The sequence below is a fragment of the Gluconobacter potus genome (assembly GCF_015244705.1).
In the GTDB taxonomy this organism is placed as follows: Bacteria; Pseudomonadota; Alphaproteobacteria; order Acetobacterales; family Acetobacteraceae; genus Gluconobacter; species Gluconobacter potus.
In genome coordinates, this window is sequence record NZ_JABCQF010000001.1 from 273,027 (window position 1) to 297,930 (window position 24,904).

18 protein-coding genes are annotated in these 24,904 nt (G+C 61.4%); 8 read left to right on the forward strand and 10 right to left on the reverse strand.

The features are described 5' to 3' along the window. The first annotated feature begins 3 nt into the window (after positions 1 to 3). The 5 genes from HKD31_RS01280 (at position 4) to HKD31_RS01300 (ending at position 6,759) form a co-directional block, all read left to right on the forward strand. Positions 4 to 3,180, forward strand: coding sequence for an efflux RND transporter permease subunit (locus HKD31_RS01280; protein WP_276529675.1), 3,177 nt, complete (start codon positions 4 to 6; stop codon positions 3,178 to 3,180). Then, a complete protein-coding gene (locus tag HKD31_RS01285) occupies positions 3,177 to 4,634 on the forward strand; it encodes an efflux transporter outer membrane subunit (protein WP_062497660.1) in 1,458 nt (485 codons plus the stop codon). The genes HKD31_RS01280 and HKD31_RS01285 overlap by 4 nt, the downstream gene beginning before the upstream one ends. Positions 4,635 to 4,655: 21 nt before the next feature. Continuing rightward, complete coding sequence (locus HKD31_RS01290; RefSeq protein WP_062497661.1) at positions 4,656 to 5,003, forward strand: hypothetical protein; 348 nt, start codon at positions 4,656 to 4,658, stop codon at positions 5,001 to 5,003. Between the two features lie 175 nt (positions 5,004 to 5,178). Next, positions 5,179 to 6,147, forward strand: a complete 969-nt coding sequence (locus HKD31_RS01295) for an arsenic resistance protein (protein ID WP_228120104.1) — start codon at positions 5,179 to 5,181, stop codon at positions 6,145 to 6,147. A gap of 135 nt (positions 6,148 to 6,282) precedes the next feature. Beyond that, on the forward strand, positions 6,283 to 6,759 hold the full coding sequence (locus HKD31_RS01300) for a hypothetical protein (protein ID WP_062497792.1): 477 nt from the start codon (positions 6,283 to 6,285) through the stop codon (positions 6,757 to 6,759). Positions 6,760 to 6,783: 24 nt separating this feature from the next. Here HKD31_RS01300 and HKD31_RS01305 read toward each other — a convergent pair whose 3' ends face one another. From HKD31_RS01305 to HKD31_RS01315, 3 genes are all read right to left on the reverse strand, one after another. After that, complete coding sequence (locus tag HKD31_RS01305; RefSeq protein ID WP_062497663.1) at positions 6,784 to 7,965, reverse strand: MFS transporter; 1,182 nt, start codon at positions 7,963 to 7,965, stop codon at positions 6,784 to 6,786. A 210-nt stretch (positions 7,966 to 8,175) separates the two neighbouring features. Continuing rightward, positions 8,176 to 10,221 carry an FUSC family protein gene (locus tag HKD31_RS01310; protein ID WP_194263904.1) on the reverse strand — a complete coding sequence of 682 codons (2,046 nt, stop codon included), beginning with the start codon at positions 10,219 to 10,221 and terminating at the stop codon, positions 8,176 to 8,178. 208 nt (positions 10,222 to 10,429) lie between these two features. After that, the gene (locus HKD31_RS01315) at positions 10,430 to 11,635 is read right to left on the reverse strand and encodes a GGDEF domain-containing protein (RefSeq protein WP_194263903.1); all 1,206 of its coding nucleotides are present in this window, start codon (positions 11,633 to 11,635) and stop codon (positions 10,430 to 10,432) included. Positions 11,636 to 11,899: 264 nt separating this feature from the next. Between HKD31_RS01315 and panS the strand changes: the two genes are divergently transcribed. Then, positions 11,900 to 12,820 carry a ketopantoate/pantoate/pantothenate transporter PanS gene (gene panS, locus HKD31_RS01320; protein WP_194263902.1) on the forward strand — a complete coding sequence of 307 codons (921 nt, stop codon included), beginning with the start codon at positions 11,900 to 11,902 and terminating at the stop codon, positions 12,818 to 12,820. Here the strand turns inward: panS and HKD31_RS01325 are convergent. Continuing rightward, entirely contained in the window at positions 12,792 to 14,114 is a 1,323-nt protein-coding gene (locus HKD31_RS01325; protein ID WP_194263901.1) for an ATP-dependent DNA helicase, read from the reverse strand. The genes panS and HKD31_RS01325 overlap by 29 nt on opposite strands. A gap of 97 nt (positions 14,115 to 14,211) precedes the next feature. On the opposite strand from HKD31_RS01325, the gene tmpT reads away from it, so the two are divergent. Continuing rightward, the gene (tmpT, locus tag HKD31_RS01330) at positions 14,212 to 14,874 is read left to right on the forward strand and encodes a thiopurine S-methyltransferase (protein ID WP_194263900.1); all 663 of its coding nucleotides are present in this window, start codon (positions 14,212 to 14,214) and stop codon (positions 14,872 to 14,874) included. A 3-nt stretch (positions 14,875 to 14,877) separates the two neighbouring features. On the opposite strand, the gene hpnR is transcribed toward tmpT, so the two are convergent. From hpnR to HKD31_RS01350, 4 genes are all read right to left on the reverse strand, one after another. Then, positions 14,878 to 16,431: a hopanoid C-3 methylase HpnR gene (gene hpnR, locus HKD31_RS01335; protein WP_194263899.1), complete on the reverse strand. Its 1,554-nt coding sequence runs from the start codon at positions 16,429 to 16,431 to the stop codon at positions 14,878 to 14,880. Between the two features lie 365 nt (positions 16,432 to 16,796). Then, on the reverse strand, positions 16,797 to 19,481 hold the full coding sequence (locus tag HKD31_RS01340) for a TonB-dependent receptor (RefSeq protein WP_194263898.1): 2,685 nt from the start codon (positions 19,479 to 19,481) through the stop codon (positions 16,797 to 16,799). Between the two features lie 99 nt (positions 19,482 to 19,580). Then, on the reverse strand, positions 19,581 to 20,498 hold the full coding sequence (locus HKD31_RS01345) for a FecR family protein (protein WP_194263897.1): 918 nt from the start codon (positions 20,496 to 20,498) through the stop codon (positions 19,581 to 19,583). A 12-nt stretch (positions 20,499 to 20,510) separates the two neighbouring features. Beyond that, positions 20,511 to 20,984 (reverse strand): RNA polymerase sigma factor, encoded by a 474-nt coding sequence (locus tag HKD31_RS01350; protein ID WP_194263896.1) that lies wholly within the window; start codon positions 20,982 to 20,984, stop codon positions 20,511 to 20,513. Positions 20,985 to 21,223: 239 nt separating this feature from the next. On the opposite strand from HKD31_RS01350, the gene HKD31_RS01355 reads away from it, so the two are divergent. After that, positions 21,224 to 22,822, forward strand: a complete 1,599-nt coding sequence (locus HKD31_RS01355) for an alkaline phosphatase D family protein (protein WP_194263895.1) — start codon at positions 21,224 to 21,226, stop codon at positions 22,820 to 22,822. Positions 22,823 to 22,840: 18 nt separating this feature from the next. Here the strand turns inward: HKD31_RS01355 and HKD31_RS01360 are convergent, their stop codons facing one another. Then, on the reverse strand, positions 22,841 to 23,032 hold the full coding sequence (locus HKD31_RS01360) for a hypothetical protein (RefSeq protein ID WP_194263894.1): 192 nt from the start codon (positions 23,030 to 23,032) through the stop codon (positions 22,841 to 22,843). Further along, complete coding sequence (feoB, locus tag HKD31_RS01365) at positions 23,032 to 24,900, reverse strand: ferrous iron transporter B (protein ID WP_194263893.1); 1,869 nt, start codon at positions 24,898 to 24,900, stop codon at positions 23,032 to 23,034. Before feoB ends, HKD31_RS01360 begins: the two co-directional genes overlap by 1 nt. Between the last annotated feature and the right edge of the window lie 4 nt (positions 24,901 to 24,904).

A 24,904-nucleotide genomic window follows, 5' to 3' on the forward strand; every position in this document is an offset into this window, starting at 1 on the left:
CGCATGTCATTGTCCCGCTTCTTCATTGACCGGCCCATCTTTGCTTGGGTCATCGGTCTGATCATCATGCTCGTCGGTGCCGTGTCGATCACGCGCATGCCGATCGCGCAGTATCCGAACATCGCGCCGCCGCAGATCGCCATTTCGGTCATGTATCCGGGTGCGTCTGCCGAGACGGTGAACAACACGGTTGTGCGCCCGATCCTGCAGCAGATGTACGGTCTGGATCATCTCGAATACCTGTCGGCCTCGTCCTATGCGAGCGGGCAGATGGAGATCGACCTGACGTTCGAGCAGGGCACAAACCCTGACATCGCGCAGGTTCAGGTCCAGAACAAGCTCCAGCTGGCCCAGCCGCGTCTGCCGTCGGAAGTGACGGCTCAGGGTCTGAGCATCACGAAGGCTACCAAGAACTTCATGATGGTTCTGGCCTTCATTTCCGAAGACGGCAGCATGTCCGGGCAGGACATCGCGGACTATGTGGCGTCCAACATCTCCGATCCGCTGTCGCGTGTGTCGGGCGTGGGCGATCACACGCTGTTCGGCTCCGAATATGCGATGCGCGTCTGGCTGGATCCGTCCAAGCTGTACAATTTCGGCCTGACGGTCGGGGATGTTCAGGCGGCGATCTCGGCGCAGAACATTCAGGTCTCGTCTGGTGAACTCGGCGGTCTGCCGGCCAAGAAGGGCATTGGTTTCGATGCCACGATCATTGGTCCGACACGTTTGAGCACGCCGGATCAGTTTAAAGAGATCCTGCTCAAGGTGCAGCAGGATGGCAGCCAGGTGCGTCTGAAGGACGTGGCACGGGTTGAACTCGGCGCGCAAAGCTATGCGTTGGGCTCGGTCTATAACGGCCATCCCGCGTCCGCGATGGCGCTCAAGCTGGCGCCAGGTGCGAACCAGCTCAAGACCGAGGCCGCTGTGCGGGCGCGTCTGGGTGAGCTGAGCCGGTATTTCCCCCCGGGGCTGAAGCTTGTCTACCCGCTCGACACCGAGCCGTTCATCACGCTCTCCATTCATGAGGTGGTCGAGACGCTGATCGAGGCCATTGTCCTCGTATTCATCGTCATGCTGATCTTCCTGCAGAATTTCCGTGCGACGTTGATCCCGACAATCGCGGTGCCGGTGGTGCTGCTGGGGACGTTCGGACTGATGTCCATCCTGGGCTACAGCATCAATACCCTGACGATGCTGGCCATGGTTCTGGCAGTGGGTCTGCTGGTCGATGACGCGATCGTTGTGGTCGAGAACGTCGAACGAGTGATGACGGACAAGGGGCTGTCTCCTAAGGAAGCGGCCCGTGTCTCCATGGATGAGATCTCGGGCGCGCTTGTGGGCATCGTACTGGTGCTGACGGCGGTGTTCCTGCCGATGGCGGCCTTTGGTGGTTCGACGGGTGTGATCTATCGTCAGTTCTCCATCACGATCGTTGCGGCCATGTGGCTGTCGGTTCTGGTGGCGATGGTCATGACGCCTGCGCTTTGCGCGTCCATGCTCAAGCCGACGCACAAGGGCAGTGAGCGTGGTCCCGCGGCCTGGTTCAACCGGACGTTCGATCGCCTGACGAACGGTTATATCGGTGGTGTGAAGTGGATGATCCGCGTACCGGCGATCAGCATGATCGGGTTCGTGCTGCTGACGGGGCTTGTCGCGTTTCTGTTCATTCGGGTGCCTGGCGGCTTCCTGCCGGATGAGGATCAGGGGATCATCTTCGGCCAGGTGACGATGCGTAACGGGGCGACCCAGGAGCAGACGGCGGCCGTCAACCAGAAGATCACCGATTACGTGCTCAAGACCTATGGCCAGTATGTGGAATCCGTCTTTACCATGTCGGGCTTCAGCTTCGCGGGTCAGGGGCAGAGTGCGGGTGCGTTCTTCATCCGCATGAAACCCTGGGATCAGCGGCCGGGATCGGCACATACGACCATGACCGTGTCGCGCGAGATCATGATGCATTTCTGGATGGACCCGGAAGCACAGATCTTCGCCGTCAATCCGCCGGCCGTGATGGAGCTGGGCAATGCGACCGGCTTCGACCTTGAACTTGAGGACACCGGGCATCTGGGGCATGACGCCCTGCTGGCGGCGCGAAACCAGATCCTGCGTGAAGCGGCACAGAACCCGCTCCTTCAGGCGGTTCGCCCGCTGGGTATGGAGGATGCGCCGCAGTTCAGTCTGGACATCAACCGCGAGCGTGCCAATGCGCTTGGTCTGACCAATGCGGACATCAACACGACCCTCGAAGGGGCTCTGGGCTCGATCTACGTCAACCAGTTCATGCGCAATGACCGCGTCAAGCAGGTCTATATCCAGGGCGAACCCTGGGCACGCATGACGCCGGAGGATCTGAACCGCTGGTATGTCCGCAACGCGATCGGGACGATGGTGCCATTCAACGCCTTCGCCTCAGGACACTGGGTCAATGGTCCGCAGAAGGTCGAGGACTATAACGGTCTGAACTCTTACGAAATTCAGGGCCAGCCAGCCGTGGGGGCGAGCTCGGGGCAGGCCATGGCGGAAATGGAGAAACTGCTGGCCAAGCTGCCGCGCGGTATCGGCTATGAATGGACGGGACTGTCCTTCGAACAGCTTGCTTCGGGGGGATCAACGGCGCCGCTTTATGCGCTGGCCACGGTGGTCATCCTGTTCTGTCTGGCGGCGCTGTATGAAAGCTGGGCCATCCCGTTCGCAGTGCTGCTGGTGCTGCCTCTGGGTGTGCTCGGGGCCATCGTGGCGACGCTGGGCCGCGGGTTGTCCAACGACGTCTATTTCCAGGTGGGGCTGCTGACGACGGTTGGTCTGTCAGTGAAGAACGCGATCCTGATCGTGGAGTTCGCCAAGGCCTTCTTCGAAAGCGGCGAAACTCTGGAAGACTCGGTTCTGGAAGCCGGGCGCGAGCGTCTGCGTCCGATCCTCATGACTTCGATCGCCTTCGTCTGCGGTGTGTTTCCGCTGGCGATTGCGACGGGTGCGGGATCGGCGGCGCGTGTGGCCATCGGCACCTGCGTGGTGGGGGGCATGCTCTCCGCGACGCTGCTGGCGATCTACTTCGTGCCGGTCTTCTTCGTGGTGGTGCTGCGTCTGTTCCGGGTCACGCGGGTGCGTGACCGCCAGGACCCATATGCCCATCTGGACAACAAGGCGGCGCCTGTCGCCGAAGGGGAGCACGGCGCATGAAGGCCCGTCTCGGACTTACTCTCGGGGTTCCCGGCCTGCTGCTGGTGTCGGGGTGCAATCTGGCCCCTACCTATCATCAGCCGACGCAGGCGACTCAAAACAGCTATCCTGCCGATACGGGCGCGAAGAACGTGGCGTCCGCGGCCAAGGTGGCTGATCTGGGATGGGAGGATTTCTATACCGATCCGCGTCTGAAGGCGCTGGTGCAGCTTGCGCTACGGAACAACCGCGATATTGCGGCGCAGGCGGCGGCCGTCACGGTGTCGCGTGGTCAGTACGAGATCCAGAACGCATCCCTTTTTCCGATCATTTCGACGGCTGGGCAAGGCATGTTCCTCGGCCCGTCCGATACGGCGGGTTTCTCCTTTGCGCCGGGTCTGGGCACGAACATTTCAACGCTGCGTCTGTATCAGACGTCGATCGGGTTTTCGTCTTACGAGGTCGATCTGTGGGGGCGTATCCGGAACCTGACGCAGCAGCAGAAAGAGACCGTCCTCAACAGCGTCGAGAACACCCGCAATGTTCTGCTCACGACGGTTTCACAGATCGGTACGACCTACATCCAGTGGCTTGCGGACCGTGAAGAACTTCGGGTGACGCGTGACACGCTGAAATCCGAAACCGACACGCTGCGTCTGACACAGCTTGCGTATGACAACGGGGAAGCGGATGCGCTGACGCTGGCGCAGGTCAAGACGCAGGTCGAGCAGGCCTCGGCCTATGAGGCACAATATGTCCGGGCAGTGGCGGATGACGAACATGCGTTGCAGCTTCTGGTGGGCACACCCCTGCCCGCCAATCTGCCGGCCCCGGCTCCGTTCGGTGCGCAGACCATGATCAGCGACCTGCCCGAAGGCCTGCCGTCGGATCTGCTGGCCCAGCGCCCGGATATCCGGGCGGCCGAGCATACGCTGATCGGTGCGAACGCCAATGTAGGTGCGGCCCGTGCAGCGTTTTTCCCGCGCGTGACGCTGACGGCATCGGAAGGTACGAGTTCGCTCCAGTTCCGCAAACTCTTCACGCCGGGCGCGGAAACCTGGACCGTCTCGCCATCCATCAGTCTGCCGATCTTCACCTGGGGGCAGAGCGAGGGAAACCTCATGATGGCGAAAGGGCAGAAGCTGCAATATGCCGCACAGTACGAAAAGGCGGTGCAGACGGCGTTCCGCGAAGTGTCCGACGCCCTGACGGCGCGGGAAACCTATACGGCGCAGGACCGTCATATGGTGGCACTGGTCGAGCAGTCCCAGAAGGCGTTCGATCTGGCCATGATGCGGTATCGGGCCGGAATCGACAGCTATCTGACGACCCTGACGCAGCAGCGCACGCTGTTTCAGGCGCAGCAGAACGCCATCACGGTCAAGGCCGCGCGGTTCCAGAACATTGTGACATTGTATCGCGCGCTCGGAGGTGGGTGGAGCCAGAAGACGGTTTCGCCTAAGGTGCCCTCATAAACGCACTGACCGGAGAGCCTCATGCGCAGGTTGATTGTCCCAGTACTGGCCGCCCTTGCCGTTTCCGGCGCGGCCCTTGGCACGGCTGTGGCGCAGGATGCGGATGACGGTCCCAAGAAGCCGAGCATGAACGACCTGTATCACAACTCGTCGCTGCCCAAGAGCCATGCCGACTTCAGCCGCTATCGGTATCGTCCGCCTGGGGACAGGGTGATCGAGCAGCCGGACGCGTTCCGGCTGCTGTTCCAGACGAAGGACGGGCAGCCCGACGGCTATGCCGAGCGGCGCGGAACTTCGGTTTTCTACTATGACCGCTACGGGAAGCTGCGTCAGATCCAGCCCTTGCCGGAAGATCCGGCTGTCGATTGATGATCTGACGCCCCGTTCCTGAAGCCCGGAAGCGGATTTTAGGAACGGGTCTCGGTTTCGGCCCGGGACGCGGCTTTTCCCGGCCGACTGCTTTCCCGGGGACTTTCATGAAAAATCAGCTCCTGCTCTTCCCGCTCCGCGCACTGGCATCATGTGCTGTTGTGGCGGATCCATCATGAGCATGGCTTCCGTGCGGGAGTTTCTGGAGACGCGTCAGATCGCGTTGTATTTCCTTGCCGTTCTTCTGGGCGGGGTAACGGCCTTTCTGGTGGCGGGAACGGCCTCGTGGGAAGCGGTTATCAACCCCGCGCTGGGCATGATGCTGTTTGTGACCTTCCTTCAGATCCCGCTTGCGGAACTGGGGCAGGCTTTCCGGAAAGTCCGGTTCCTTGCAGCCCTTCTGGTCACGAATTTCGTGGCCATTCCTGCAATGGTGGCACTGCTGCTCCCGTTTGCGCCTGCCGACGACATGATCCGGCTGGGTATTCTGATGGTCCTGCTCTGCCCGTGTATCGACTGGGTGGTGACGTTCGCCCAGATGGGGCGGGCAGATGCTGCACTCCTCCTGGCGTCTACGCCCGTCCTTCTGGCCGTGCAGATAGTGCTGCTTCCGGTCTGGCTGCGTCTCTTTCTGGGTGAGGGCATGTCCCGGCTGGTTCAGGCCGGGCCTTTCCTGCATGCTTTTCTATGGCTGATCGTCATTCCGCTTCTGCTGGCATGGCTGGTCCAGTTCTGGGCACATCGGGCTTCAACGGGCGAACGCGTTGCTTCGGCGCTGGGTTTGTTGCCGGTGCCGGTGACGGCGCTCGTCCTGTACATCGTTATTGCAGCCATGCTGCCACATCTGGGCCATGAGACGACTATCGTGCTGCATGTCGTGCCGGTGTATGTGGCCTTCGCTCTGCTCGCGCCATTTCTGGGCTGGGGAGTCTCGAAACTGTTCGGGCTGGAGGCGCCCTCAGGCCGGGCGCTCGCCTTCAGCGGAGCAACGCGCAACTCGCTGGTCGTGCTGCCGTTGGCGCTCGCCGTGCCCGGGGCTGCGCCTCTGCTGCCCGCCGTGATTGTCACCCAGACGCTGGTCGAACTGGCAGCAGAACTGCTTTTCATCCGGGTGATGCCCCGGCTGGGAGCACGCCGCGCCTAGTCTGCCTGGCTCGAAAATCCTGCTCGCATCTGCGCCATCAGGTCGGATAATGTGATCCTGTCCTGCGGACGGTCCCTGTCGCCGAAAATGTCCGGATTCGTCTGCGGTTTTTCTACAGATGCAGAGCGACACATCATGCCGAATATTCATTCCGTGTCCCGCTGGGCCTTTGCGGGCGCCAGCGCACTCCTGATCCTGCTGGCGAGCTTTCTGATCCTCTCGGGCGGCATTGGCCTGGTGGCCGCCTTCGTGGCGTCTCTGAGCGAAGGTCGGGAGGAAATCCTTCAGGCCATCAGCTATGTCGTGATCTCGATTGCTGTCTTCGACGTGGCGAAATACTTCATCGAGGAAGAAGTCCTGCGGCCAAAGGGCAAACAGTCCATCGCCGAGGCACGCGTCAGCCTGACCAAATTCATGACCACCGTCATCATCGCCGTCTTCATCGAAGGGCTGGTCGGTGTGTTCGAGCGCAGTGGTAAAGCGCCCAGCGATATTCTCTATCCCGCCGCCCTTCTCGTGGTGGCGACGGGTATGGTCGTTGCCCTGGGGATCTATCAGAAGCTCAGCATCGGGGCGGAGCGTGAAAAGAAGGAAAAGGACATGATCGGCTAAGGGTATCAGCCGAAGCCTGTTCCCTCAGTCGTGCTGGAGGCGACGGGGAAACGCGGCGGGATTGAAGGCCGCCAGCAGGATGCCGCCCAGCGCGATCACGACGGAAGCCGGGCACAGCACTGCAAATCCCAGTGTGCTCAGAAGATGTCCACCAATCGCAGATCCCAGGAGGATGCCAAAATTGCTGCTGCTGTTGATGGCCGCGCCCGCCACATCCGCGCTGGTTGCACGGGCGCGGATGGCGCCGGACATGACGAAGGGGATGATGGCGGCATAGCCCATGCACCACAGCCCGACGGCGCCGACGCTCGGCCATGCGGAAATCAGATGTCCGTAAACCAGGATCATGCCCGTGAGCATGGCCAGGCCGCCGCCGAACAGTCCGGCCGCCGGCCAGCGGTCCACCACCTGTCCCGCTCCCCACAGACCGAAAATGCTGACGCCGCCGGTAATAAGCAGCGCGACACTCAGCAGATGCTCCGGCAGGCCATGCACCAGAAGAAGCGGGGAGACATAGGTGTAGAGCAGGTTATGCGCGAAGAAAAACACGGCGTTCACACAGATTACCACGCCGAAAATGCGTGCGGCCTGTGGAGAGCGGATGGTCGGAACTTTGAGCGCCTTGGTATCGGCCCCGCGAACGGGCGGAAGATACAGCGCGATGAAGATCGTCAGGAGTGCCGCCAGTCCGGCAATGACGTAAAGCGCCACGCGCCAGCTTGCGAAATGGCTGATCGCCGCTGCGCCCGGAACGCCCAGAACCGATCCCAGCGACGTGCCGCCGAAGACAAAGGAAATCGCCCGTCCCGTCATGCGTTCGGGCACCAGATGGGCAGCATAGGCGGCCGCAATGGACATCAGCAGCGCGTGGGACAATCCGCCAAGGGCGCGTCCCGCGCAGACGATGACGAAGCTCGGCGCCAGGGCGGAAATCAGGTTGGAGATGACGTATCCGGCCAGGCAGAGCAGCATGAGCATCTTGCGGTCCATGCGGCTTGTGGCGATCGTGATGGGCACGGCTCCGAATGCGACGAGCAACGCATAGGCGCTGACGGCCAGCCCGGCGTGACCTTCCGTAATGTTGAAGGACTTGGCCATGTCGATCAGCAGACCAACCGGCGCGACCTCGGTTGTCACCGCAATGAAGGTCGAGGCGAACAGGGCGCAGAGGCCTGCGATCGCCGGACCGGAGAGCGTTTTGAACACGACGGACTTCCTGACTGGAACGGCGACCTGAGCGTCCCGAACGCGAGGGCTTTTGGCACTTTGGTCGCATCACGGAAACCCAAAAATTCAGGTCAGGACGATCATCGCTTCCAAAGAGGCGGAATGCTCCGGGAAAGTCTGTTTTTCAGGGAGTTACGAACATAATAATTTTCATTTTTCTGCCTGATATCACGGATTCGGGAAGTCGCCTCAGGCTCCCTCCAGAATGTCGTTTCGCCGTCCCAGCTCACTCGAAATGATGATGAGACATCCCGTAATGCTGGAGAGGAGCAGGCGGAGATTTCTGTTGGTCTCCACCGTCTCCATCGTGGAAAAACTTTCCAGGGCATCGCGGGACTGGAGTTCCAGAGCCTCGGGGCCGGTAAAGGGGCTGGCAAAGCTCTGGCACAGGCGCGAGAGGATGGCCCGTGCATTCTCGGGCAGGCTGTTCTGGCCGCGATAGGCCTGAATCTGGAGCAGGTTGCGCCCGACCGTCATCATCGAAAAAGCAGCGTGAAGCCATCGGTCGTTGGAGCCGGAACTGGTGGTTTTGGTGTGGGCGATCAGCTGCTCCATGCCGAGGACGATCCGCCCGACCCAGACGGCCTCAGTCATGGACCTGCGGTTCTTGCCGATCAGCCGCAGGTCGGACAGCAGGTCTAGCCGGAAATTCCGGTAAAACCGTGTCAGCTGGAACGGAAAGACATAGCGGAACACGAGAACGCCGAAGCCGAGCCCGCTCAGCAGTGCGAACACCGTGTTGAACCACTCGGCCTCGTTGATGCGGCTGTGGTTGTCCAGACCGATCAGATACGGGAAAAAGTTGCTGAAGGATGCCGCCCGCGCGGCGAGGGCGGGCGTGCGCGTTGCGAGCCCTCCGATCAGCATCGGAACCGAAATCGTCAGGCACAACATCGCATAAGACGCTGTGGCCGGCATGACCAGAAAGACGGGAATGATTGCCGCGACCGCGGCCCAGACCGCACCTGAAAAGAACGCGCTGCTCGCCAGCACGGTGTTGCTGAAGGACGCGAAACGCGCACAGACCACAGAGACGAACGTGATGAACAGCGGTCCGTCCGGCCATGCCGTCACTTCCCACACATAGGCCGCCATCAGGACTGCGGCGCAGGAGCGCAGCCCGTTATGGATGGCGGCGTACCAGTTGCGGGGACGGGCGAGCCTGTAGCTTTCGGCCCTGGGGTTTTCGCCGGGATCGCCCGCTAGGCAGCCCAGAAGATGCTGAAGCTCCGTCAGCGTCAGTTGCAGCCCCTGGATCAGGATGCGGTCGTTGAAAACGGTGCCGCTGTCACTCTCCTCGCGGGGCAGGCTCACGGTCTGTTCGACGTCCTCCTGACATCGTCCGATCAGGGCAAGAACCGCTTGGCGCAGGGTCTGAAGTGCCTTTTCGTCATCAATATCCGCACGCAATCGATCCAGAATCCCGGCCGCGTCATGCAGCAGGGTCTGGGTCCGTTCGGAACGCTGGGTCACGGCGCCCAGACGGCTGCGCATGCCAAGGGCCCGCGACATCAGGCGGGAGGCAAGGCCGAGCGTGGCCCGGGCGTAATCAACGATGCCCTTTGTGCGGCCGACCTCGATGGCGCTGAACTCGATCCGGTCGCTCAGGCTGAGGGACAGCGAGAAGATATTGTGCAGATCGCTCTCGGGTGTGCCGTGTTCGAGCAGGATATCGCGCGAGGCATTGGCCGCTTCGAGAACGATCTGTTGAAGCTGGCTGCGGATGGCGGCGCGGGCCTTGCCGGGAACATTGCTCCGGCATGCCATATCCGCCACCGTGCCACAGATCACGCCCAGAAGAATGTAGGTGCCCCGTGCCATCGCGATGCTGAACACCTGATCAGGCTGCGCCTGTGCGCTCAGGGAGACGATGGAGCAGGTATAGGCCGTCAGCACGAACGCGTAGCTGCGGAAGTTATGGACCAGCGTTCCCAGCGCCGTGCACAGCCCGATCCACACGGCCAAAGCCGGAAAGAACAGCCAGGGCGCCTGCGGAAAGGCCGAGGCCAGAACGATCGCCGAGACGATCCCGCCCAGTGTTCCGGCCACGCGCCAGCGCGCCTTGGAAAGACTTTCGCCCAGGGTGCCCTGCGCCACGATCCAGACCGTCATGGGCGCCCATTGGGGCTGCCCCAGTTCCATCCATAATGCGATGGCCAGGGCCACCAGGGCAGCAATTGTCGTGCGGATCGAAAAACCGAGAGCGGAAAGACGAGGGGCATATAACCAGGACAAATCACGAAAAAACACAGTAAATGATGACTGTATTTCCTGTGCCGCCCGGTTGAAGAATGGCCCCATGAAACCCCGCTTCCAGTAAAACAGATTGGACGGGCTGATATGTGTCCTTCGAGGACAGGAAAATCAATTGTAATAATTATTCATATTTCTGAACACATTTCTCCGGACCACTACCGCGGGCGTCCGGTTTCATGTCTGGTTTTCAGGCCTGATGAGCGGTCCTGTCGGCCAGGGGGATATGCTGGGCCGGGGCCGGCGTTTCGTCCCATGGGGCGTGAACCACACGGTTCCGGCCGGACTGCTTGGCGGTGTAGAGCGCATGATCGGCCTGGGCCAGAAGCTCCGTGCGCGGGATTCCCCGGCCGGGACACAGGGCTGCGCCGATACTGAGCGTTGCCGTAACGGCTCCGCCCCCGATCAGGCGCGTTTCCGTCGAAAAGGCTTTTCTGAGGCGCTGTGCGGTCGCGAGCATTTCATCAAGGCTGTCACACTGGAACACCACCACGAATTCATCGCCGCCGATGCGAAACAGGACCGTCTGGGGATAAAGGATGTCCGTACAGACACGGCCCATGGCGATGATGATCTGGTCCCCGACCGCATGGCCATGGATGTCATTGATGGATTTGAAATGATCGATATCGACCATGAGTAGGGCTTCGTGCGCGCAGATCTTGCCACCGTTTTCCAGCCAGGCCTGGAACGCCCTGCGGTTGCTGCCGCCTGACAGGGGATCCTGCAGGATCAGTTCCTGCTGCCGGAACGCCAGCTGTTCCCAGGGAATGGCAATCATCGCCAGTGCAAACAGCGCCACTTCAATGATAACCAGGAAATTGTAGGTCGCCACGGCCCAGATGGTGGCCGGCGCCGCACCGAGGGGGGCCGGCATCCAGAAGACCAAGGGCACCAGAAGGAGATGGAAGGCGGCATAAAAGTGAAGCAGCCTCAGCAGGCTGCGTCTTGCCGGGGTTCTGATCGGGGCCTTCTGCTGGAGGTCACGGGCCGCCAGAGCGTGAAAGGCCGCGATGATCGCCAGACGAAAGGCCGTACTGATCACATGGAACAGGCCAGTCGATCCAGCCAGCACCGAGAGTATGAAAGACAGCCCGCAGCCAGATACCAGCAGCACAAGGCGCGCCTGACAGCCCAGCATGACGCGCAGCGCCTGCCATGCGGCTCCATAGGCCATGATCATGCACAGGGCGCCCAGCCGCAATGGCCACAAGCCGGGAAGCATGGTCGGGACAATGAAAAACAGACCGGAAGCCGATCCCAGAAGAAACGGGGCCGCGTACCAGGCCATACGCGACCATCTTCCGCTGGAGAATTCAGACAGGATGAAATGAACGCCCAGAAGCAGGAAAATAACCGCGCTGCATCCAAGCAGGGTAGGTGGATCAGGAGTCATTGATGGCGCATAGGCTATTGAACAGGCTGTACAGGCCACTCCCGTTAAAGGCAGGCAGACGCTCGTCGACTCCCTGAACCGTAATAAACACAGCCCGACCTTACCTCCGGGTTAATGGCATTTTTCGGGCTGCCTCTGTCCTGCGCTCTCCATTGGAAGGGATGACGGGCCGGCTGTTGCCCGGCATAAGGGCATTTCTGTCATCTTCACCAAGATGAGTCGAATGTCTCCTGAAAAATACCTTTTTCCCTCGGTTCCGTCCCGATGATGACACGCCTGTTTCCCTTCTGGGCCATTCTGGTGTCCGGCCTGGCTCTTCTTCTGCCCGGACCGTTCCTGACGCTGGTCCCTGTCATCACGCCGCTTCTGGCCTTCGTCATGTTCACGATGGGCGTATCGCTGACGCCCGCCGATTTCGGCCGGATCCTGCGCCGTCCCGCGCCGGTTCTGGCGGGCGTGGGGCTGCATTATCTCGTCATGCCGCTCGCTGCCTGGGGGATTGCGCATCTGCTGTCGATGCCGCCCGCACTGGCCACAGGCATGGTGCTGGTCGGCTGCGTGTCGAGCGGGACAGCCTCGAACGTGATGATCTATCTGTCGCGGGGGGATGTTGCGCTCTCCGTCAGCATCAGCGCGTTCTCTACGCTTGTGGGGATCGTCGCGACGCCGCTTCTGGTGCGGTTCTATGTTTCGGCAGGGGTTGCGGTGGATAGCTGGGCGCTGTTTCGCAGTATCCTGACGATGGTGGCGCTTCCCGTGCTGGCGGGTGTCGTTCTCAATACTTTCTGCCACCGTGCGGTCCGCCGGGTCGAGCCTGCGCTCCCCCTGGTAGCCATGGTGTCGATCCTGCTTATCATCGGGGCTATCGTCGCGGGGGTGGGGCCCTCCCTAAAAGAGGCCGGTCCGGTCATGCTGCTGGCGGTCATCCTGCATAACGGGATCGGGCTTCTGGGAGGTTATTGGGGCGGCCGGCTGCTCGGATTTGACGAGACGGTCTGCCGCACGCTTGCGCTGGAAGTCGGGATGCAGAATTCGGGCCTCGCCGCCACGCTGGGGCGGCTTTATTTCTCGCCATTGGCCGCGTTGCCCGGAGCGGTTTTTTCCATCTGGCACAACGTCTCGGGGTCCATTCTGGCGTCGCTATGGGCGTCGCGGCCTATCGCGCGGAAAGACCGGTCGTGTTGACGAGGAACACCATGTCGGTGGCGCGCGTCACCGCCACATAGCAGAGCTGCTGCGTCTCCAGCGGGTTCTGCCGGGCGCGGCGGCCGATATCGCCGAGATCCACGAACACGTTTTTAAACGTGCTGCCCTGCGCCGTATGGACGGTCATGGCATAGATCGCCTGAAGCTGGAGCAGGGCATTATGAAACGCGAAACGATGGCTCCAGCGGCGGTGCTGCTGCTTCGCTTCCTGCACCAGACGCCGCTCCACGGCGTCCAGATCCTTCTGGTTCTGCACGATATGGCCGGTGATTTCCTCGCCCGCCATCGTCAGCAGCGTCACTTCCCATGATGCGAGATCCGCGACCCAGGCCGGAACGTCCTTGCAGAGCTCGAACTTGTAGGAAAGCCGCCCGGGTTTGATGTCCATGACGAGGACTTCCTCGTTCGTGGCGATGGCCTGACGCGGTCCGCCTTCTTCCTGCTGGACGGAGAAGGGCGCGCGGGACACGACACGCTCTCCGGGCATAAAGGGCGTCGGCGTTTCACCGCCATAACGCCAAAGGCGAACCATCCGGTTGATCTGATGCACGCGCGCATTCGTCCAGCACAGATAGCGGCACCAGTCGTTGTCTTCGGCGAAAGCGTCGGACAGGAACGCCTTGCGCACCCAGTTTTCCACGTCCTTGGGCAGGAAAAGCCCCGTTTGCTCCTGACGCGCATCGCGGACCCAGCTCCAGTCGGCTTCACCGCCCTGGCTCTGGCGGATGATGGTCGCGGCTTCGAGGATCGGATTGCCCGCCGCCTGCCGCACGACGGTCTCCAGATGGGAGCGTGACGGCACGGAAAAGGACGGGGACGCAGTTTCTCCCACGGGTGGAAGCTGGGCCGGATCACCCACGAACAGCACGAAGCAGTAACGCAGCAGATCGCGGATCCAGTTCATCAGCTCCGCGGAGAGCATCGAGCACTCATCGACGATCACAATGCCATCGGCAATCGTCTGCGGCCGCTTGGAGCGCACGAGGGTGGTCGTCGTGCCCTGCGAGGACGGCTGAAGGCTCAGCAGGCTCTGGATGGTCCGGCAGTCAACGTCCCGATCGACCTTTGAACGCAAAACGGCGGTGGCCTTGTGGGTGGGCGCCGTGATGACGACCACCTTCTTTTCAGCCATGAAATGGCGGGCGACGGCCTGCATTAGTGTCGTCTTGCCGCTGCCCGCATATCCCGTCAGAAGATGCGTCGGCCGTCCTGCGGCATGTGCGGCAATGATTTCATCAAGCGCCTGCCGCTGGGAGGGGGTGAGCATGACCATGAGCGGCTTTTCTCACATTTTCCCGACACATGCCATTGCCTCGCCAGCAGAACCCGGCACAGTCTCAGCCGGGAAAAGCAGGAAGAAAGCCGGACTTATGGATACAGCGTCGAATGCCGTTTTCTGGCAGGAAAAATGGGAACGCGGTGAGACGGGCTTTCATGAGCCACAGGCCAATCCTCTCCTGACCCGTCATATTGCGGCTCTGGATCTTGCGGCGGGAGCGCGGATTTTCGTGCCTCTGTGCGGCATGAGCCAGGACATGGTCTGGCTCGCGGGGCAGGGCTATCACGTGACCGGATGTGAGCTGAGCGATATCGCCGTGCACCGGTTCTTCAGCGACCTCGACCTCACGCCCGACATTGTGGAAGCCGGGCGATTACGCTGTTTTTCCGCCGGGACCATCCGTATTTTCGCAGGTAATATTTTCGACCTGATACCGGATCTGCTCGGCCCGATGGACGCCATCTATGACCGCGCCGCATTGATCGCCCTGCCGGAAGACCTGCGCTGGGCCTATGCGGCGCATCTCCTGTCCCTGACCGGCCCGGTGCCTGAGCTCCTTGTGACGCTCGACTACGACCAGTCCTGCCTGAAGGGACCGCCTTTCTCCGTCAGCGAGGCGTCCCTGCGCTCGTATTACGGGAAGGCTTACACGCTGACGCTTCTGGAAAGCCGGGCGGTCGAAGGCGGGCTGAAAGGCCGATGCCCGGCGTCCGAAAACGTCTGGCGCCTCAGCCCGCTCCCGCCATTGTCCTGACCGTTACTCCGCGGCTGCGGCTTCCGCTCCCATGCGGGTCTTGTCCACGAAGCCTTCTGTCGCATCGTCGAGTGCGCGCGTCCGGCGTCCGCCGGGGCCATGGACGTAAAGCGCCTTGCGGTCGATCTTGTCCACCACGTCCGGTTGGACCGGCATTTCGTAGCGCGGTTTGCGCATATGATCGGACAACTGGAGCTTCGGATCGAAGACCGAATTGAACTTCCACAGCATTTTCACGAAGTTCGTCTGCCCGTGCATCAGAAGACGCGTCGCAATGCCGACCGTACCCTTCAGCGCTTCCCAGCCCATATGCTTGGTGTTGAGCACCTGCTGCGTCTTGACCAGTTCCTTGTAGAACTCGGGCAGGGGCAGGGTGGTCGGCAGGACGGCGTGCTGGATATCGAACAGGCGATAGTCGCGCGTCGTCAGGCGACGGGCCTCGCGATGCCAGATCTCGGTGCCGGGATAGGGCGTCGTGACGGAAATATTCACGATATCCGGGATTTCGAGGCACCACTGACGCACGGCTTCAAAGCGTTCGCGGGTCCAGGACGGATCGGCGATGATATTGATCGCAACCGTCAGACCAAGCGAACGGGCATAGTCCAGTGCTTCGAAATTGGCATCCAGCGACACGCGCTTGCGGAACTGCTTGAGCCCTTCCTCATCCACGGCCTCAAGCCCGATGAAGATGTAGGTCAGGCCGATTTCGCTCCAGGTCTTGAAGACTTCCTTGTTGCGCAGCAGCACGTCCGCGCGGGTTTCAAGATAGTATTCCTTCTTGATGCCGCGCTTCTTGATTTCATTGGCGATGGCCATGCCGTGTTCTTCATGAACAAAGGCGACATCATCAACAATAAAGATCCCCGGTTCCTTCAGGGCTTCAAGCTCATCGGCAATGACCTGCGGGCTGACGGTCCGGTAGGAGCGGCCATAGAAGGTCCAGGCGCTACAGAACGTGCAGTCCCACGGACAGCCACGGGCGAATTCGATTGAAGCCGCCGGGTCCAGCGTGCCGATGAAATACTTGTTGCGATGGCGCAGCAGATCACGCGCCGGGCGCACGGTATCGAGGCTTTTCACGAAGATCGGTGGCGGTCCTTCGCCATCCACTGTGATGGCACCGGGGACCTTCAGCAGGTCCGTCTTCTTTTCGATGGCTTCCAGCAGCAGGCCGACGGTCGCATCGCCTTCACCCTTCAGGATGCAGTCGATGGCGCCTTCGGAAAGCTGGAGTACGTCGGGTGCAATGAACGAAACCGAATGACCGCCCACGAAGATGAACTTCCCGGGCATCCGCTGTTTCGTTTCCTTGCACAGGTCGAGGATCTCGGGAATGTTCGCAAGATAGCTTCCTGAAAAACAGATCGCATCCGGTTTGAAGTCAGCAAGACGCTTCCAGTAGTCTTCATGCGTCTCGACCTGGAGATCGATGATCTGAACGTCATGTCCTTCATTGCGCGCGGCACCTGCCACAAGTTCAAGACCAAGTGGTTCAAGCCTCAGGAACACGCGCGTGTACATCAGGGCACTTGGGTGAACGGCCAGAAGTTTCATGAAGTCATCCCATTCTCTTGTGGCGTGTCGCGTCACAACTTCGACACAGGGAGACATAGGCGCTCAATTTGCTGCAATCAAATGACACACTTCCGTGATGGCATCCTGTTGCGCTGATATGGGACGGAGAATGCACGCTTCTTCAAAAGAGCGAGATGTCCGCAGGCCCCGGCAAACCTGCATTCTTCAGACCGCCCTCGGGTTCAGAGGACAGCGGGAAAATTTCTGGCTTCACGACTGCGTGATCTTAGGTGTTCAGCAGGGGTGAACGGCGGGACTCTTGCCAGCATGAAAAAACCTCTCCCCCCACAGCGGGAGGCTGTGCTGGGAGAGGCTCTGGGCTTGATACGGGTAAAGTGCCGGGTTCAGAAGGCTGCGGAGACCGTTCCGAAGAACATGCGCGGTGCTGTCGGATAGCCGGTATAGGTGCTGGCATCGCCTGCGGAGATCGAGGACCACGACCGCGCATTCGTCAGGTTGCTGGCGTTGAACTGGAGCTTGAGGCTGTTCATGTGCGGGATCTGGCGGAATGTGTAGCTGGAGCTGAAGGCGAGCTGCACGCGGGGAGGCACCATAACGCTGTTGGTGATCGTGCCCGGACGGACACCCATATAACTGCCGCTGAACTGGGCATTGAAGCCGCCCTGATTGTAGTTGACGGCGAACTTGTCGGACCAGGCCGGAATGGCCGGAACCTTCTTGCCCTGCGTGGCATAGAGTGTCGCGCCATCCATGAAGTCGTTGCCGTAGATGCTGCTGACATAGGACACGGCATCATAGATCGAGAAATGCGGGCCAAAGCGCAGCGTGAAGGACAGGTCCATGCCGTTCGTCGAGACGCTGCCGAGGTTCGCCACCGTATTGCCGACGCCCGAAATGCCCTGACCCGGCGGGGAGATGGTGCCGAGACGGTTGTAGAAATCGACGTGATAATATTCGAGCTGTCCGCTGATCCCGGTCAGAATGCGCGTGTTGATCGGATGGCTGGTGCGGATGCCGGTTTCATACGTCCATGAGGACTCAGGCTTGCCGCTGCGCTTGAACTTCTCGAAATCCGCCTGACTGGAAACGGCCCAGGGAGAAGTCGAGCCGTATCCGGTGGACGCAAAGGAGTCCATGTTCTCCTGGATATTGGCAAAAAGCTGCTCGTGCTGCGTGAAGTTCCACAGCGCGCCGAAGGCTGGCAGGAACGGATTGTAGGACGGGATCGTGCCGCCTGCGATGGTCTGGGTGCTGGTATCGACGATCGTCTTCGCGCCCTTCACCGACGAAGCCAGGGACTGCGGCAGGGCAGCAATCGGCAGCGTGCCGTTCGTATAGACCAGTTCGGACTTGAAACCCGCCGTCAGGGTCAGGCGCGGCGTCACCTTCCAGCTGTCCTGCAGATGGGTGACGAACGTGTTGGTGTAGAAATTGTTCTGCCACTGCGTGAAAAGCGGGTTGGTGGGGCGTTCGTAGGGCGTCAGGGTATTGGTGGCGGTCAGCGGATACCAGCGACGGGCCTGCATGTTGTTGTTGCGCTCATACCAGCCGCCCAGCTCGATATTGTGATGGCCGAGGCGGTAGTGCAGCGTGCTGGTCAGGCCGCCGCGATAATCGCTGTATTCCGTGGTGCGGACAGCAAAACCCGTGCCCCCGGTGGCGTTCCAGACCTTCGGGTCGATCCCCGCGACACTGTAGGTGAACTGGCCGTTCTTGATGTATTTCGTGCCGGTCGGGTCGAGATAGCTTCCAAGGATCGTCAGGATCGCATTCGTGCGGATGGACGTCGCCACCACGCCTGCGCCGTCGTCGTAATGGAAGTAAAGCTGGTTGTCCCAGGTCAGGTTCGGGCTGAACCGGTGGGAAATTTTCAGATAGGTCAGGTAATCGGTCCGCTGTGCGGCGGAGAAGTAATATTTGTTGTTCGGCGTTGCCGGTCCGGCTTTGGTCGAGCTTTCAGCCGGATATCCCGCCATGGCGGCGTTCAGGTCCGGGTAGAAGGCGCCGCGGGCATAGAGATCCGTCGGAGCCGTCAGACCCTGCGTGTTCGGCTCGGCCTTGTTCTGCCAGTCGAAATAGGCGGTGATGGTGGTGTCCTCGCCCTTGTGGACGAATTTCCCGTTGACCTGATATCCGCCCTGACGGTTGGCGTTCCCGAGGTTCCACGGACGCGCATCCTGACGGGCGAACGCCATATAGGCCGAATTGCCGTTGCCGAAATTGCCCGTATCAACGCGCGCGAATGTTCTGAACGTGGAATAACTGCCGAAGGTCTGATTGATCGTGGCGCCAGCCTTCTGCTTCGGATCACGCGTGGTGAACTCGATCGTCCCACCCAGATTGCTGGTCGAGGCCGTGCCCAGCGCACCGGCGCCAGAGGACAGGGACGTCGATCCGATGTCTTCACTGATGGCCGCGCGCTGCGGGGACAGGCCGTTATAGTTGCCGTAAGCCCCGGCGCCGAGCGGCACGCCGTCCATCGTGTAGCCGAGCTGGTTCTGGTTGAAGCCGTGGACATAGATGCTGGAGTTTTGCTCGTTATTGCCCCAGGGATCGACGTTGGTGAACGTGACACCTGGCAGAAGATCCAGCGCCTGCATCGGGCTCTGACCCGGCATGAGCGTCTGCATTTCGTCACCGCTGACACTCATGACCGAACGTGTGCGGTGGCCGGTTGCGACGATCTGCTCGATCTCATGCGCCTGCGTCTCACGCAGGCGCTGCGGCTTTGGGCGGGGGGACGTGCCCTTGCGGATGATGACGCCGCCATCAGGCATGGCCTCGGCCTTCAGGCCGCTGCCGCGCAGCAGGCGCTTGACGGCCTCATCCGGCGACAGGGTGCCATCCACGGCCGGGGCGCGGAGATTGGCCACCGCATCGGACGTGAAGATGATGTTGCGACCGGTCTGCTGCCCCAGTGTCACGAGGGCCTGCCCCATGGGCTGCGATGCGATATGCACGCTGGATGCGGGGGCAGCGAAGGCGCTGGAGAGCGTCTGCGTCAGAATGGTCGCGCCTGCCGACAGAAGCAGGACGGTGCGGCGGGGGTAACGGGTGGGCGGGGTCATGGGGCTCGTTTCCTGTCGTCGGGCCTGAATGCGGTCTCGACAGGAAGACAGATGAAAAACCGGAACCCTCAGCGTGGTGTGACGGTTTTCATCGAAACGTCACAAAGCAATGATTTCGTAAGCGTTATGGGCGGGTCGGATGCGCAGTGGCAGCAGATAGGGAAGCATCTGCAAAAACGCATCGCCCTGCCGCACATGATAAACGCCGCTCAGACGCTGCGAAGCCAGACGCGGCGCGGAGAGTACGATCTGGCGCGAGGCATAGCGGTTGATTTCCTGGATCACGTCCGCCAGCGGCTGGTTGCGGAACACCAGTTCTCCGCCCTGCCAGGACAAAAGCGTTTCCAGATCGGGATAATCGATGTTCCATCCGCCATTGCGGTACATCCGCAGGCGCTGCCCCGGCATGACCCAGCGCCCCGCCGCCCGCAGAGCCGCGGCACTCAGGAACACCTTGCCCCGGACGGCCGTGATTTCCGTATCGCCGCTGTTGATCCGGATATCGGCGGCCGTCTGCCCGTGAAGCTGCACCGTCATGCCATCGGCGGACAGATGGAACGCATCCGGCCCCGACGTCGAAAGCATGACCTGCCCATGACACAGCCGCGCCTGCTGCCCGCTGCGCCCAACTACAAGGCGGGTCTGGGTGTCGAGGCGACAACGAGTGCGAGGTGTGATGTGGATATCGCGGATGCTGCCGGTTCCCGTTTCCTCGATCCGGCTGGCATGCGCACCTTCCCAGGGCGGCACTGCCAGAAAAACCGTCGCGACCAGCCCGGCCAGCGCATGGCGCCGGCTGAACGCACGACGACGATGTGCTGTCTGGTGCGCAATTGTAACGGATGGTTCTGCGACGCCACCTGCCAGTTCCCACAGTTCGGTCAGATGTTCGAAGACCGGACCGTTCCGGGGATCGCTCGCCAGCCAGTCCCGGAACCTGTCATGATCGAGTTCCGTGCAGTCCTCGGCATGCAGACGCGCAATCCATTCTGCCGCACGGGTTTTGGTGACATCCATCAGATCGGTATTTCAATGATCCATCCATGTTGAAAGGAAGACCAGCGCCTTTGCGATATGTTTTTCAACACTGCTTTCACTGATCGCCAGTGATTTCGCAATATGGCTGTACTTCATTTTTTCAACACGGTTCATCAGAAAGATCTGACGGGTCCTGTCCGGAAGCTGTTCGCAGCCCGCACGGAAATGCGCCAGTTTCTGACCCGATTCATAGATATCTTCCTGCGACGGCGCAGGGTCCGGGGTCTCGAGGAGCGTCTCGAACCCTTCCGCCGCCTGGACGTATCCCTGCTGCTCGCGACGGATCGCATTGAGCGAGGAATTGATGGCGCTGCGGGTGATATAGGCTTCCTGATGCTGCACGCTGCCTTCAGGCCGCTCGAAATAATTCACGAGCGCATTCTGAAGGTGATCATCCGCATCCTCCCGGCGGGTCCGGGAACGTACCCTGCGATAAAGACGCAACCATTCCTGCTGACAGCGCATCCATGTTCCCGTTGCTGGACGTTTCCGAATCACAGCCGCGCCGAGGAGCTTGTCCGAGCGGCGGCGGATCAGCGTTTAGGGAATTCATGCGCGCTCATTCGTGACAGTTTCATGAAATGCCGTTTCGGGGAGTGGGCAAAACCTTCTGCCATGTGTCCACAGAGCGGAGGGCGTGTGTCCCAAGACCTCTGGGAGCCCGGTTCCGCTGCGGACCGGGCTCTGTTGGAAAGAAGTGCTGCATGGTGTTCATGAAACGTAGAAGCTTGCTGACCGGCCTTGGCGCGGGTCTCCTCCTGTCCACGCGCGTCCGCGCCCTGCGGGCCGCCGTTCCGCGCGATCTGGAAAAAAATCCGAGCTTCAAAACGTCTCCGTTCCAGCTCGGCGTGGCCTCGGGCGATCCTGCGTCGGACGGGCTGGTGCTCTGGACGCGACTGGCGCCGAACCCGCTGGAAGAAGCGGGTGGGATGGAAGTTCTCAAGCCGGTTCTGGTGAACTGGGAGGTCAGCGAGGACGGGAGTTTCTCGAAACCCGTGCAGAGCGGACAGACGCTGGCGCATCCTGAGCTGGGCCATTCGGTTCATGTCGAGGTGGCAGGTCTGAAGCCGGACCGTCCGTACTGGTACCGCTTCTATATCGCGGGCTATGAAAGCCCCACTGGCCGGGGCCGGACACTGCCACTGCCGGGTGCGCCCCTGTCGCGCGTTCGCTTTGCCGCGGCTGGCTGTCAGCATTACGAATATGGCTACTACACCGCCTGGCGCGCCATCGCGAACGAGCCGATCGACTTCGTGTTCCACTATGGCGATTACATTTATGAAGGCCCGGACAGCGGCGATCATCTGCGCGAGATCGACGGTCACAAGGCCCATGTCCTGCGCCGCCATGTCGGTCCGGAATGTTATTCGCTGGACGAATATCGCCGCCGTTATGCCCAGTACAAAATGGACCCGGATCTTCAGGCCGCGCATGCGGCGACGTCCTGGATCGTCAGCTTCGACGACCACGAGATCGACAACAACTGGGCCGGAGATACGGATCAGGACGGCACGCCGCCGGAGATTTTCCGTCTGCGCCGGGCGTCGGGGCTGCAGGCCTATTACGAGAACATGCCGCTGCGGGCGACGTCCATTCCCGATGGCTGCCACATGCAGCTTTATCGCAGCTTCCGCTTCGGCGACCTGATGAACATGTTCGTGCTGGATACGCGCCAGTATCGCAGCGATCAGGCTTACGGCGACACGAATGCGCCGCAGGGCAAGGATGTCTGGTCGCCCGAGCGCACCATGATGGGCGCGCAGCAGGAGCAGTGGCTGTTCGATGGTCTGGGCCGGTCGGATGCGAAGTGGAACCTGCTGGCGCATCAGGTCATGGTCATGGATCTGGCGCATCGCAAATCCGCCCATTCCGAACTGACCTACAGCATGGATCAGTGGTCGGGCTATCTCTACAGCCGCAAACGCCTGCTGGATTTCATTGGCACGCACTGTCCCGGCAACGTGGTCAACGTGACCGGAGACGCGCACCGCCATTTCGCCGGGGATCTGCTTGTCGAACCGGGACGGGGCAAGCCGGTCTCGGTCGAGTTTCTGGCGACGTCTATTTCATCCGGCGCGGATGGGCTGGGCGATGATGATCATTTCAGCCGGATCGTCCGTAGCGAGAACCCGCATCTGAAGGTCACGACGGACAAGCGCGGTTATGTGCTGTGCGATGTGGGGCCGGATGTGTGGCATGCCGATCTGAAAATCATCGACCGGGTCATGGTGCGGGACGGCGCGCTGTCCACCTATGCCAGCTTTGCCGTCGAGCGCGGTAATCCGGGCCTTCAGAAAGCCTGAGGCCTGGAGGTGACTGCCCTAATGGCAGCCGCCCTTGCCGGAGCGGTCACAGCCCGTGCACCCGCCGCAGCCCTTGCCGATGGTAGGTTGCGGCGCGGGGGCGAAGCCCACGGCCGTGCGCAGGCGGCCCCAGCCCTGGGGGAAGAGGCGCGCATACCAGTAAATCGCGGCAACGCAGACAATCAGCAGGGCAACAGCAACTTCGATCATCAGGGAACTCCCGTAATGGCGCGGGTGATGTGATAGGTCAGGAACGCCGCCAGATAGGCCAGTCCGAACAGATACGCCGCAGCCCATAGAACGGTTTTGATGGACCCGGTTTCCCGCCGCATGACAGCCAGCGTGGAAATGCATTGCGGCGCATAAACATACCAGGCCAGCAGCGAAAATGCGGTGGCCATGCTCCACTGCGTCGAGAGCAGCGGCAGGAGCTTGTCGGCCGCGCCATCATCAGTGGCTCCGATGGCATAGACGGTGGCCAGTGAACTGACGGCCACTTCACGCGCTGCAAGACCGGGGATCAGCGAGACGCAGATCTGCCAGTTGAAGCCTATGGGCGCGAACACCCACTGCATCAGATGGCCAATTCGTCCGGCCAGACTGTAATCGATGGCGGCACCCGGAGCGCCTGCGGGCGGCAGCGGGAAGCTCGACAGCGCCCAGAGCAGCACGTTCAGCGAGACGATGATCGTCCCCACGCGGGAGAGGAACATCACCGCGCGCTGCCACAGACCGAGTGCCAGGCTCTTGAGGTTCGGGCGGCGATAAGGCGGCAGTTCGAGCAGCAGCGGGTGTTCTTCGGACTTCACACCCCGCGTCATGACACGGGCGGCAATCACGCCGCTGACGATGGCCACGGCATAGAGCCCGAACAGCACCAGCCCCTGAAGCCCGAAAATTCCTAGAATGGTCCGGTGCGGCACGAACGCGCCGATCAGCAGCGTATAGACCGGCAGGCGCGCCGAGCATGTCATGAGCGGCGCGATCAGGATCGTGACCAGACGGTCGCGCGGGTTCTGGATGGTCCGGGCTGCCATGATGCCCGGAATGGCGCAGGCGAAGCTCGACAGCAGGGGAATGAAGGATCGGCCGCTCAGCCCAGCCAGTGCCATCAGTCGGTCCAGCAGGAACGCCGCACGGGGCAGATAGCCGGATTCCTCAAGGGCAAGGATCCACAGGAACAGGATGAGGATCTGCGGCAGGAACACGATGACCGTGCCCGCACCAGCAATCACGCCATCGGCCAGCAGGCTGTGCAGGATGCCGTCCGGCAATGGCTTGAGGACGATTTGCCCGAACGTCGAGATCCCACTGTCCAGCCCGTCCATGAGCGGTTGTGCCCAGGCGAAAACCGTCTGGAACATGACGAACAGCACGACCAGAAGAATGACCGGTCCCCACACAGGATGCAGGAAGACGCGGTCCAGCCGGTCGGTCAGGCGATCCATGCCTGCGGAGGGGTCGACGACATACGCCGCCAGAAGCCGTCGCACTTCCATGTGGGGATCGATCCCCGCCGGGAGCGGGTCCGGTGGCGCGGGAAGGGGCAGATCGAGGGCCTGAAGAAGCGGCACGACACCCGCGCGGTTGAGACTGACGATGGGGATGATGGGCATGCCCAGATCGGCCTGCAATCCAGCGACGTCAATCTGAAGGCCGTTGCGCCGGGCCTCGTCCATCATGTTCAGCGCCACGATGACGGGCAGGCCGAGCTGCTTCAGTTCCAGCAGGAAGCGCAGATGCAGCCGCAGATTGGTCGCCGAAATGACGGCCACCAGCATTTCGGGCTGTGGTTCGGAGCGGTGGCGGCCCAGACAGACATCACGCGTGACGTCTTCGTCGGGGCTGGTTGAATCAAGGCTGTAGGCGCCCGGCAGATCCAGTACGCGGATCGCGCGACCGTTAGGCGTCGTGAAGAACCCTTCCTTGCGCTCGACCGTCACGCCCGCATAGTTCGCAACCTTCTGCCGGCTTCCCGTCAACTGGTTGAACAGGGACGTCTTGCCGCAGTTCGGATTTCCGACGAGGGCGATATGCAGGCTGGGGGCGGGCGTCTGCGTCGAGGCTGTCGAACTCATGGAG